This window comes from Pseudoalteromonas sp. BDTF-M6 (assembly GCF_018334135.1).
In the GTDB taxonomy this organism is placed as follows: Bacteria; Pseudomonadota; Gammaproteobacteria; order Enterobacterales; family Alteromonadaceae; genus Pseudoalteromonas.
Window position 1 is genome coordinate 726265 of record NZ_JAGXTQ010000001.1, and the last position, 12407, is coordinate 738671.

The following is a 12407-nucleotide window of genomic DNA, read 5'->3' on the forward strand; positions in this document are numbered from 1 at the left end:
ATCCCTGCTAGTTATCTATTCCCCCTCTGGACAAATAGGACAGGTTGCAAAAGCAGTATCTTGAACGGGATCACCTGTAACCTTTAACTCGCCCGTTGCGAGCACTGTATCTTTGAAAATTTGACCACTTTCTTCAAAGGCAGTTGGTATATAACTACCATAGTAAGGCTTACATTCATCCTGCTCTAATTCCACCGTACCAAATGGGATAGTCATCTCAGAATCCGCGTATACGTCTCCTTTGTCATCTGTAACAGAGACATTGGCCAAGGTTAGTGGCTGAGCCTCTGTAGTAATATTACAGACTTGCCCAGAAAAACTGACCTTAGCTATGACTCCTGCGTTTGTTTCAACAAAGTTGGACTCACATACTTTCGATACGCTAATCTCACCTGACAAGCTAGGAGGATCACATTCGCTACTCGCAGTATCGGTAACTGTGGATGCGCCAGCTGGTGTGGCCGATGCACTCACCTCTACCATATTGATAAACCCTTCTGGAGAGGTACTCTCAAAAGTTCCACTGTAGTTTGCAGTTTCGCCTTTCGCTAAAGTACCAAGAGCATGTGTTTGACCAGCTTCTAGGTCTGTAACTAGCACATTATACAAGGTGCCCGAACCGTCGTTGGTAACCACACCACTGTACTCATAGACATAACCATCTTCTGCTTCATTTACTTGACCTTGCCCACACTGTTTGGTGATATCTATGCTGCAAAGCTCGAAGTCACGTAACACCCAGTCTTTCAATGTCGCGGTAAACTCACTTGATGAGCGGGTTTCGGCCATAAAACTACTAAAGCAATTATCACCGCCGACCAATTGGGTTAGGTTAATGCCTCCTTCAAAGATGGACTCATAAGGAAACACATTTGGATCCGGGTGGTTTTTAGACTGGTAAGGCCAAGGCGAATTAGTGGGGTCATATGCACCACCCTCGTCATTGGTGATAGCACAAACTAGGTCATCACTTTCAGAACCACAAATAGCAGCGCCTTTATACAATAGCCTTAGGTTTTTGGCGTCACATTCACCCACTGACGGGTTATTGTTTGCCGCCTTGCCACAGGTATCATCCCAGACATCCACTCTGATTTCGGGACTGGCGTTATTAGCCTGTGGAAAGTTGGTGAGTACCAAAACGTCGCCATTGGTATGTTCACCCATAAACGAACCATCTGGATTGGCTTCAATGTGTTTCTTAAAGAACCAGAATCCCATAAAGGCATCACCTTTATTTGAGATCCTGTCGGCACCAAAATAAACAATGGTATCGCCGGCCGCATTGTTATAGGCCGCCGCATAGGCGTTGGTGATCTCATCCTTATCCGGTGAGCTACCCGACTTGTGTCCCCAGTCACTTATATCCTGGATATCTTTACGACCCCCCGTGAATATAGAGTCATCCACGCCACTGGCATTGGGCTCATCATTGACTATGCCGGTGAAAGCATTGGCGTTACCACCGTTATTGAGACCTCCATTGTATAAGGTCTCCCAATCATAAGGAGGGGCCATAGCGTCTTGAACCGCGTTACCCTCCAACTCAAATATTCCGTTATCATGCACTGCATACGCATGTGGGGAACACAAGGAGATCACCGCCCCAATACACAGGGACAGAGCTCCTTGTTTAAGATTTAGCATCTTCATTTGTACACTCCTCTCACATCGTTGACATAAACCCCACTCGCTGCAATACTTTTTTACTAGCCTCAAAAATCAGCTAAAAAGCGAGCAAGTATGTGTCTCACTGTGTTACGAGTGAGGTTGAGTGCCCATAGAAGCATAAAGCAAGCCAGTATCTAATTGGTTGATTTTTAATGATTTAATTTGTGAGGCTTGGATTGAGATAGAGGTAGGTGTTACACTTTTTAAATAATGGCGTGAATACTCATCTATTTTTCATGCACTTGAAGTGCGATCAGGCAAATCCATCAAGTGTTACACTCTGTCCACCTAGCTTAATTGCTGGCCTTTATATTTACCAATCACATGCAATTCTCTACAATATCGGCCATTAATTTCGCGCTAAAAGTGACTTACCGCCCTTATGTTTGATATCGAGGCCATTCGCAGCGACTTCCCTGCCCTTAATCACCACCAACAACAGGGCATAGTCTATCTCGATTCTGCGGCCACCAGTCAAAAGCCCCAATGTGTGATAGACGCCGTCAGTCATTTTTATGAAAATGGCAACGCAAATGTACACCGTGGCGCCCACAGACTCAGTAGTGACGCTACAAAATGCTACGAACAATCCCGCGCTAAGGTCGCCCAATTCATCAATTGCCATGCCAACGAACTGGTGTGGACCAAGGGAGCGACCGAGGCCATCAACCTCGTTGCTTACGGACTCACTCCTCTTGTCGGCAAAGATGAGGTGATCCTCATCAGCGAGCTCGAGCACCACGCCAACATAGTGCCTTGGCAGCAATTAGCCAAACGCAGTGGCGCTAGCTTGCGCGCTATTCCGGTAGACGTCGATGGGATAATAAATACCGAGCAGGCGCTTGAGCTGATTAAGGAATTAAAACCCAAGGTCTTGGCCATCAGCCATGCTTCCAACGCCCTTGGCAACATCCAACAGGTAGAAACGCTTATCAAGGCAGCCAAAGCATATGATGCTTTCACCTTGGTCGATGGTGCCCAATCCCTGTTACACCTGCGCCCCGATGTCAAAGCCTTGGACTGTGATTTTTTCGTGTTTTCCGCCCATAAATGCCTCGGCCCCACCGGTATTGGCGGCCTCTATGGCCGCTATCCATGCTTGGAAGCGCTTGAGGTGTTTCAAACCGGCGGTGAGATGGTCACCAAGGTGAGTATTGAGCAAGCAGAATTTAACCCGCCACCGGGCAAATTTGAAACCGGCACCCCCAATATCGCCGGCGTGGTGGGTTTCGGTGCCGCCATTGATTACCTCAGCACCCTTGATATGGAGCAGGTTCGTGAGCACGAAATGCAGCTCTTTACCTATTTGCATCAGCAACTCGCCCAGTTTAGTCAGGTGCGAATATTAGGGGATTTGAACAACAACATAGGCACCATCAGCTTTGTGGTTTCAGGGGAGCATCCCTATGATTTGGCCACGCTGATGGATATGGAAGGAATCGCCCTGCGCCACGGCCACCATTGTGCGCAACCACTTATGGCGGCGCTCGGGGTAAATGGAACGGTACGAGTAAGTCTGGCGTTTTACAACAATCAGGCCGATGTGGATGCCTTTATTGCGGCACTGGCCAATACCCTGGAGATGATAGCCTGATGATTGCCAGTTTTGATGAGTTAAAAACCAAGTTTACCGCACTTGGCGGTTGGCAGCAGCGCTACCGCGAACTAATGCTGCTAGGTAAAGAACTGCCCGTGATGGCGAATGAATTAAAGGTCGACGACGCCAAGGTTGCCGGTTGTGAAAGCAATGTATGGATGTACATTGATTTTACCCCTCAAGAGGACCAGCTGCTGATCATTGCCGACTCGGACACCCGTATCGTTAAGGGCCTGCTAGCGGTGATCCTGCTTATGTACCGTAACAAGACGCCGGCTCAGGTTGTTGCCATTGACGCCGAGCAGGAATTTGATGAGCTTGGCTTACTAAAACACCTAAGCCCATCACGAGGAAACGGCATTCGTGCCATAGTGCAGCAAATTAACGCCTTCGCACAACAGCACCTTTAAAAGCCGCAGACTATTTTGCCAGGCGTGCGCGCTTATCCAGATATTTGCGCACCGCCTTGGCGGCGGCAAAAAAGCCAAAAGTGCCGGTGACCATGGTGGCCGAACCAAAACCGGTGGCGCAATCCATGTTCATGCTCGAGTCCGCCCCCTGCTTGGCCTTACACACCTGACCATGACCATCCGGGTAAACCAATTGCTCGGTTGAATAGATACAATCCACGTCAAACTTGCGCTTAGGGTTAGAGCTGAAGTTATATTGTTTGCGCAGGATATAGCGTACCTTAGCCAATAATGGATCATGGGTGGTCTTAGCAACATCTCCAAACTTGATTTCACTCGGGTCCGTCTGCCCACCGGCGCCACCCGTGGTGATGATGGGTAGCTTGTTGCGCTTACAATGGGCTATTAAAGCCGCCTTTTCTTTTACCGCGTCGATAGCGTCGATCACATAATCAAAGCCCTGAATGTGTTCGCGGTAATTATCCAAGGTGATAAAGTCGTCGATAACGCTGACTTGAATGTCTGGATTGATCAGCTCGCAGCGCGCCTTCATGGCATCCACTTTGGCCTCGCCGACACTGTCGCGATGGGCATGAATTTGTCGGTTGGTATTGGTGACACAAATATCGTCTAAGTCTATCAGGGTCAATTTGCCCACCCCAGTGCGGGCCAGCGCTTCGGCCACCCAGCTACCCACGCCGCCTATACCAATAACGCAAAAATGCGCTTCGCTTAACCATTGTGATTGCTGTTGACCATAAAGGCGGCTAATGCCACCAAACCTAAGTTCGTAATCTTGTGTCATGTGTCTACCACTCTAACTGCCACGGCTGCTCGGCAAATTGACGGGTGAGTTCTGTCATATACTGATTTAACTCCCCTTGGCCTGGTGGCATAGAGAATTGAAAATTCTGTTGTTGATATTCAAATTGTAATGCATAGGCATGCAAATAAGTGCGATCCGCAGCCAAGCCACCATAAAGCTTATCGCCAATAATGGGTGCCGACAGAGACTTCATGGCCACCCTCAACTGATGGGTTTTACCGCTGTAAGGTTTCAGCACAAAACCACGCACCTTGGGTGCCAAAGAGTAGGAATAAAACCGGGTGATGGCTGGATTTTCCTGGCTTTTTAGTAGCTTGAACGCACCGCGTCGCGCCTTGACCATATCCCCTTTGACCCAGCCCTGCTTTTTCTTTGGCTTATCACTGGCCAAGGCCAGGTAGTATTTATTCACTCGGCGACTGGTAAAAAGCTCGGTAAATTGCGCCGCTGCCTCTGAGCTTGTAGGTAGTAACACCAGACCAGAAGTGACCTTATCGAGACGGTGCACCGGAAATAGCGGCAGTCCGAATTGTTCAGTGGCCAAGGCGACCAAACCTGGGGCCTCATCTTCGCTATGAAAATTCATACCCGCAGGCTTGTTGACGACGATAAAGTCACGCTCTTTGGCAACCAGCTGCAATGAACTCATTGTAAGGTCGCAATCACACGCGCTAAGTCTTCAGGTGTATCCACACCGGCAGAGGGCACCACTTCGGCCTCGGCAATTTTAATGGTGTAACCATGGTATAACACCCGTAACTGCTCCAGCGACTCGAGTTTTTCAATGGGTGACGGTGCCAATTCAATGTATTGCGAGATAAATCCGGCGCGGTACGCGTAAATGCCGATATGACGTTGCATATGGCTAAAGTCCAACTCACATTGTTTTGCCAATAGAGCATCGCGATGATACGGGATAGGCGCGCGCGAGAAATACAGGGCATTATCGCTGGTATTACTCACTACCTTAACGGCATTGGGGTTTAGCGCTTCTTCGGCATCGACAATAGGTGTCGATAAGGTCGCCATGGGCGCATCATTACCATCAAGCAGTCGAGCCACCTGGGAAACATTTTCAGGCGCCAACAGCGGCTCATCTCCCTGCACGTTAACAACCAAGGTGTCGTCACTGAGGCCAAGCTTTGTAACCACCTCGGCCAGGCGCTCTGTACCGGATTGATGGTCTTCGGACGTCATCACCACCTCGGCGCCAAACGCCAGACAGGCTTGTTCAACCTCGGGGTGATCGGTCGCGATATAGACGGCGCTGGCTCCCGATGCCTGAGCTCGCTCATAGACATGCTGGATCATGGGCTTGCCGTGAATATCGGCCAGCGGCTTGGCTGGCAGTCGAGACGAGGCATAACGAGCAGGAATAATGACTACGAATTCCACTTCTCGACCTCTTCGCTGCTCAGCTCCCGCGCTTCATTTTCAAGCAATACGGGGATGTCATCACGCACCGGATAAGCCAGTTTGGCGGCGGTGCTGATCAGCTCCTGGTTTTCTTTATCATAGTGCAGCTTGCCCTTGGTCACCGGACAAGCAATGATTTCTAACAACTTGGTATCAAACGCCATTTTAAATGACCCCTTTACGTTTAAGTAGGCTGTGCAATTGTTGCTTCAGAGCCTCATTGGCCTTGGCATCAACGCGTAAATAATAACATTGCCGATGGGCAAAGGCGCGACATTTTACCGCGTCCTTTTCGGTCATATACACCGCAGCCTCGCTAGGCAAATCGACCACTTGGTATTGATGATGGTCGCGAAAATGTCTGTGCCCCAGCAACTCAACACCCAGCTCGGCCAAACTGCGCTCAAAGCGCTGCGGGTTACCTATGGCACTGATGGCCACACCCGATGCGAAAGGTGGCTCGAGAGGAGTGTCGTCGGCAACACTGAACATGCCACTGGGTTGCAATTGATAACCGGCATCGAGAGGACCCGCTTCACCGTTGAAAATAACTAGGTCAACGGTTTTTAATCGCCACTTTCCTTCACGCAGCGGCCCAGCGGGGATCAGCAAGCCATTACCAAAGCGACGCTCGGCATCAACAATACAGAGTTCGATATCTCGAGCCAGGGCATAATGCTGAAGACCATCATCACTGATAATGATATCAATTTGATGCTCGGACATCATTTTTTCTATGCTGGCGCCGCGATCCCCGCCAATCACCACGGGACACTGGGTGCGTTGTGCCAATAACACAGGCTCGTCGCCGCCTATTTGTGTGTCGCACTGGCCATCGACCAGATATGGGGTGTAAGGCGGCTGGGCACCATAGCCACGGGTGATGATACCCACCCTTTTACCTTGTTGCTTCAGCAGCTCGGCCAGATAAATGGTCATCGGCGTTTTGCCATTACCACCGACGCTAATATTACCTACGACTATAACGGGTACTGGGGCGCGATATGTTTTTTTTAGCCGCAAGCGAAATAACACCCGGTTAAAGGCACTGAGTAACCAAAACAGCGCACTCAGGGGCAGCATAAGATATGCTAGCCAGTCACCCTGTCGAAACCAGGCCCGCTCTAAGCGTTTGGCAAACCCTGGAGACTCCTTGGCCGATTGATCTTGCCAATCCGCCATTAATTATCGCCCTGTTGCATTTTGGCCAGCGCCGCATAGGTGCCATCGTGAGACAGTAATTCCTGATGGGTTCCCTGTTCAATGATTTGCCCCTGGTCCAGCACATAGATGCAATCGGCCTGCTCTATGGTCGATAAGCGATGGGCGATGATAATGGCGGTTTTATCGCGCATCAGTGATTCCAACGCATTTTGGATCAGCTTTTCGGACTCGGTATCAAGCGCCGAGGTGGCTTCATCTAGGATAAGAATAGGCGCATCTTTGACAATCGCACGGGCAATGGCAATGCGCTGACGCTGACCACCGGAAAGCATGACCCCGTCTTCCCCGACCAGGGTATTTAACCCCAGCGGCATATCCTTCACAAACTCCCACACATGGGCTTTTTTAGCGACATCGATCAACTGCTCTTCGCTAAGCGGCGTTTCCAGGCCATACATGATGTTGTTGGCTATGGTGTCGTTGAACAATACCACCTGCTGGGAAACGATGGCGAACTGTTGACGCAGGCTGCGCAGCTTGTAATCACACAGCGGTATCCCGTCGAGGGTGATGGCGTTGCTGGGTTCAACATCATAATAACGAGGTAACAGGTTGGATATGGTTGACTTACCCGAACCAGAGCGGCCCACCAACGCAATATTACTTCCCGGTTTAACATCCAGGTTAAGGTTTTTAATAACCGGCTCGGCACTGCTTGGGTAGGCAAAGGACAAGTCCTTAATTTCGATGTGACCTTTGGCCTTGGCGATATCCAGGGTGCCATGGTCTCTCTCAATCTCAGTATCGAGCACTGCAAAAATGCTTTGTGCCGCGGCAATGCCACGTTGTAATTCGCTGTTGACGTTAGACAATTGCTTTAACGGACGCAACATGAGCATCATCGACGAAATCAAGGTGACAAAGGTACCCGAGGTGATGCTGTCGATCATGCCGGGCATGGAGATTAATACTAAAATAACCGCCATTGATGAGGCAGCGAGAATTTGGATAACGGACACACTCAGCGCCTTTGTGGCATCCATTTTTACGCGTTGCAGGCGGTTGAGGTTATTAACCTTACCGAATCGGTCGGTTTCTTGCTGTTGACCGTTGAAACCGTGGATCACCTTGTGCCCGGCAAGCATTTGCTCCGAGCAACGGGTGACATCCCCCATGGCATTTTGAATGTTCTTTGAGATACGGCGGAATCGCTTTGACACCACGGCGACGATCACCGCTACTATCGGCGTGATCACCAAAAAGATAAGGCTTAACTTCCAACTGGCGTTAAACATCACCATCAGCAGGAATACCACGTACGCCCCTTCACGCACCAGCACCAAAAGTGCCTTGGTAATGGCCTGTTGAACCTGCTCGGTATCAAAGGTAATTTTAGAAATCAGCTCTCCATTGGAGTGGTTATCATGGAAGGTCACCGGCAAGTTGAGCATGTGCACGAACAAGTCCTGGCGCAGAGCACGTACCACCTGAGAGCCCACATAGGCCAAACAATAGCTGGACAGAAAGTTAAAGGTGCCACGACCGAGCACCAAGGCGATCACCACATAAGGCGCCCAACTTAATACCGTGCTATTGCGATCGGTCAGTCCGTCATCAATAAAGGGCTGCATTAGCCAGACAAAGGTGGCATCCATGGCGGAATAGCCAAGCATACCTATGATGGCGACTATGGCAGCGGACTTATAACTGGTTACGTAGCCTAAAAGGCGCTTATAGGTTTGGGTGGCGCTATGTTGCATAAGACTCTCAAATTCACGCATTAGCGGCTATTGTAGCTTTGCGCGGCAAAAAACAAAACTCAATCGGTGATAAACCAATAGTTTTTCTGCTCTTTTGCTGCCTTTATGACAAGTTTATCCTGATAAAACTCAACCCTTATTCCTCCTTGGGTTTTGGTCTGCCATTGCCTTGCGCCCACCTGTCTATACCTCGCCGTCACCTCCGGATGAGGCATCTGCCAGTTGGTACGTGCACTGCTGGAATGAATAACCTCTGCGGGGTCGAGGGCAGAGATAAAGGCACGACTCGAAGAAGTACGGCTACCATGGTGAGGGCTCACCAGTACATCCACCGTCGGCAACGTCCCTAGCGCGACCAGTTGGCGTTCTTCCTTGACGCTGATATCTCCACTTAATAACACCTTAAATTGACCATCGGAGATCAGCAATACACAGGAATTAGCATTATCATTGCTCCCGGGCCGTTTTGGCCATAAAGGCCTGAGCTCCAGGCCATGCCAATGAATCGTTTGCTGAGCACAACTTAACCGACCCTTGGGATGAAATTGCGCTAAGGTCTGCCCAAAACCCGCAGCACGCCAATGCCCTAACCCACCGGCATGGTCATTATCCCGATGAGAGATAAGGGTTAGCTCGGGACTGAGGTTTTCACTTTGAATAAAGGGCAACAAGGTATTATCGACGATGGAATAGCGACCAAAGTAACTGGCGCCGAGGTCATAGACCAGGGCCTGGCGTCCACGACTGACCACTATGCTCAGGCCATGACCAACATCCAGCACATCCATTTGCCACCTCGGTGCCCAGGCCCGCTCCATCAGTGTAAAGCCACCTATCAATACCAAGGTGTAGATACCTGGCCACCAGGAGCGTACTAGTATCATCACGAACACAGCAATATAGCCTGATAACACAAATAGCACAGGTAGGTGAGCGCTTTGCAGCCAAAATACCTCACTCCATGGCCGCAGATACCCTATGCCTTGTACTGCCAAGGAATCGAAGGCACCTAAACTCGCCATCAGCCAGGGTGCAAATCCGCTAAGTGCTGTAAGTATTAACAGTGGCAGCAAGACAAAGCTAACCAAGGGTACGAACAATAAATTAAAAATCGCTGCAGAGCTGGAGAAACCGCCAAACACGAACAGACTCAGCGGCGCTAGTCCGATGCATAATCCCACCTGCACCCATAGGTAACGCATCAGCCAATGTCGCCCTGTGCTCATTCTGAGGGCGATAAAAATCACCGCCACCGCAAAGAAAGAAAACCACATGCCCACATCTAACAGAGCAAAGGGATTGATAAGCAGTACCAGGGTGAAGGCCAACAACAAACTATGGCCTAACTGGTAACGTAAGCGACTAAAATATAGGGCGACAAAAAGCGCCAACATCAGCCAGGCACGCTGGGCACTGATAGGTAATTCACATAACAAGACAAACAACGCACAGGCACAAAGCGCCAGCACTGCGATAACCGTATTGATGTGCAGTGCCTGGCGCAGTCCCCTGTAGAAGCAGGCGCTTAGCACCCAGAACATCAGCTTTATACCGTAAAAACAAAACCCATACAGCAGCGCGATATGCAACCCGGAGATGGCCAGCAAATGGATGGTGCCGGTATCACGAAACAGTTGTCTGTCTTGGTCGGAAATAGCACTTCTGTCGGCGCTAAGTAAGGCTTTATAGACACCATACAGTTGAAAGTCGCGCAGATGCGTATCCAGCCAACGTCGATAGCGCTGGGCTATTGGCGTTGGAGCCTGAGTAATTTTAAGGGCTACGGGCTTTGAGGCGACCAGGTGCGGCCCATGTAAAAAGCCGTAAATGCGGGCATCGCGCACGGAGAAGTTAAGGCGCCATTTTTTTACACGTACCCGAGTCGTTGCTGTGACCCTAGCGCCCAGGGGCACATCTACTTCCGTCGTCAACGGAACGCTAATAATAACCTTCTGATAAAAAGGTACCTTATACTTATCAAGGTGAGTGAGCTTGAGCGTGACAAACTGGCTGCTCGGCAATTCACTCAGTGCCAGTACCTGCCCCTCTAGGTGGCGAACCCGATTATCAATTTCGGGTCCATGCCACTGATAAAACACCTGAAAATAGACTAAGGTATAAAGGAGTGCACAGAGGCAAGCACGGGTCTGGCCGATAAAATAACCAGTTACTGTTCGAATAACTAGCAATATGGCTATTATTGTAAAAAGTACTGGCAGTGACGGGGTGAAAAGTGACAAAATACAGCCGAATGAAAACCCACTGCACAGCGCAATAGATGTACAGGGCCCCATCCAATGGCGAAGAAAACCATTCAACGGTTCTTACCCGATCATAATAAGATCAAGCAGCTTAAATCGCTTCGTATTTTTGGGCGGCTGTTACATGATGCTAATCTCTGGCACCTTAATAGACGTTCGGCACGCGGAGCCTTTTCCGTTGGCTTATTTTTTGCGTTCATTCCAGTTCCCTTTCAAATGATTTTAGCCGCGGCCGTCGCTATTCCCTTGCGCGTTAATTTGCCGCTTTCCATTGCCCTTGTGTGGATCACCAACCCCCTAACCATGCCACCGATTTTCTATTGCTCTTATGTGGTAGGTACGTGGATCCTCGGGCACCCACAGCAAGAGTTTTACTTTGAACCCAGTTGGCAATGGCTCAGTGATAGCCTGACCACCATAGGCCCGGCCTTCTTGCTCGGCTCTGCTGTCTGTGGCGCTTTGGCTGCACTGATAGGGTTTATTTTAGTTGACTATTTATGGTGTCGGGGTGTGAAAAAGGCCTGGGAAGCACGTAAATAGCCTAAGCTCTGAATTTAGAACCAAAAAAAACCCGCTAATTAGCGGGTTTTTTATCACACTTAAAATTATAGAATTTCAAGTAGCTCGATATCGAAGATCAGCGTTGAGTAAGGCGCAATCGCTGCACCGGCACCGCGCTCACCGTAGGCAAGGTCATGCGGGATGTATAAACGCCATTTTGAACCGGCTGGCATCATTTGCAATGCTTCGGTCCAACCTTTGATCACGCCGCCCACTGGGAATTCAGCAGGTTGGCCGCGCTCGTAAGAGCTGTCGAACACGGTGCCGTTTACTAGCGTACCGTGGTAATGCGTACGTACCGTTGATTCAGCAGTCGGCTTTTCACCAGAACCCGCTTCAATTACTTCGAACTGTAGGCCAGACTCGGTAACCGTTACTTCCGCGCGCTTTGCGTTTTCAGCAAGGAAAGCTTCGCCTTCAGCGGCAAGTACTTTCGCTTCTTCTTCACGACGTGCTTGAATTTCAGCATTGATCTTTTCGAAAGCAGCTTGAATTTCAGGGATCTCAACTTGGAAGCTCTCACCAGTGAACGCATCTTTCATGCCTTCGAATACTGAGTTCAGGTTAAGTCCATCAAAAGGGTTGGCTTTAAGTTGCTCGCCCATTTGCAGGCCAATGCCGTAGCTGGCTTTATCTGCATGGGTAGTAAATTTATCAGACATAAAATCGTCCATCTTTTTGAAAATATAAAATTCGGGCACAGGGTACCATACTCAAGACGGTACGTCAGGCTTACGCCTA

General features: G+C 49.7%; 12 protein-coding genes. 3 read left to right on the plus strand and 9 right to left on the minus strand.

The features are described from left to right. Positions 1-15: 15 nt before the first annotated feature. On the minus strand, positions 16-1653 hold the full coding sequence (locus tag KD147_RS03265; protein WP_105199048.1) for a DUF11 domain-containing protein: 1638 nt from the start codon (positions 1651-1653) through the stop codon (positions 16-18). A 400-nt stretch (positions 1654-2053) separates the two neighbouring features. On the opposite strand from KD147_RS03265, the gene KD147_RS03270 reads away from it, so the two are divergent. Beyond that, complete coding sequence (locus tag KD147_RS03270) at positions 2054-3265, plus strand: aminotransferase class V-fold PLP-dependent enzyme (protein ID WP_212546877.1); 1212 nt, start codon at positions 2054-2056, stop codon at positions 3263-3265. Further along, positions 3265-3678, plus strand: coding sequence for a SufE family protein (locus KD147_RS03275; protein WP_212546878.1), 414 nt, complete (start codon positions 3265-3267; stop codon positions 3676-3678). Before KD147_RS03270 ends, KD147_RS03275 begins: the two co-directional genes overlap by 1 nt. Positions 3679-3688: 10 nt before the next feature. On the opposite strand, the gene tcdA is transcribed toward KD147_RS03275, so the two are convergent. Genes tcdA through KD147_RS03310 form a run of 7 tightly spaced genes read right to left on the minus strand, consistent with a single transcriptional unit; the run spans position 3689 to position 10943 of the window. After that, complete coding sequence (tcdA, locus tag KD147_RS03280) at positions 3689-4483, minus strand: tRNA cyclic N6-threonylcarbamoyladenosine(37) synthase TcdA (protein WP_212546879.1); 795 nt, start codon at positions 4481-4483, stop codon at positions 3689-3691. 4 nt (positions 4484-4487) lie between these two features. Further along, positions 4488-5153 (minus strand): TIGR01621 family pseudouridine synthase, encoded by a 666-nt coding sequence (locus KD147_RS03285; protein WP_212546880.1) that lies wholly within the window; start codon positions 5151-5153, stop codon positions 4488-4490. Further along, entirely contained in the window at positions 5150-5899 is a 750-nt protein-coding gene (gene kdsB / locus KD147_RS03290; protein ID WP_212546881.1) for a 3-deoxy-manno-octulosonate cytidylyltransferase, read from the minus strand. The genes KD147_RS03285 and kdsB overlap by 4 nt, the downstream gene beginning before the upstream one ends. Then, positions 5887-6084, minus strand: a complete 198-nt coding sequence (locus KD147_RS03295; RefSeq protein ID WP_105199054.1) for a Trm112 family protein — start codon at positions 6082-6084, stop codon at positions 5887-5889. Before KD147_RS03295 ends, kdsB begins: the two co-directional genes overlap by 13 nt. 1 nt (position 6085) lies before the next feature. Next, positions 6086-7102 (minus strand): tetraacyldisaccharide 4'-kinase, encoded by a 1017-nt coding sequence (gene lpxK, locus KD147_RS03300; protein WP_212546882.1) that lies wholly within the window; start codon positions 7100-7102, stop codon positions 6086-6088. Next, entirely contained in the window at positions 7102-8844 is a 1743-nt protein-coding gene (msbA, locus tag KD147_RS03305) for a lipid A export permease/ATP-binding protein MsbA (RefSeq protein ID WP_212546883.1), read from the minus strand. Before msbA ends, lpxK begins: the two co-directional genes overlap by 1 nt. 59 nt (positions 8845-8903) lie before the next feature. Next, positions 8904-10943 carry a DNA internalization-related competence protein ComEC/Rec2 gene (locus tag KD147_RS03310; protein ID WP_212546884.1) on the minus strand — a complete coding sequence of 680 codons (2040 nt, stop codon included), beginning with the start codon at positions 10941-10943 and terminating at the stop codon, positions 8904-8906. 198 nt (positions 10944-11141) lie between these two features. On the opposite strand from KD147_RS03310, the gene KD147_RS03315 reads away from it, so the two are divergent. Then, positions 11142-11645, plus strand: a complete 504-nt coding sequence (locus tag KD147_RS03315; protein ID WP_105254200.1) for a DUF2062 domain-containing protein — start codon at positions 11142-11144, stop codon at positions 11643-11645. A 65-nt stretch (positions 11646-11710) separates the two neighbouring features. Here the strand turns inward: KD147_RS03315 and bamJ are convergent, their stop codons facing one another. Further along, complete coding sequence (gene bamJ, locus KD147_RS03320; RefSeq protein ID WP_105190239.1) at positions 11711-12328, minus strand: BamJ family beta-barrel-assembly machinery protein; 618 nt, start codon at positions 12326-12328, stop codon at positions 11711-11713. Positions 12329-12407 lie beyond the last annotated feature (79 nt).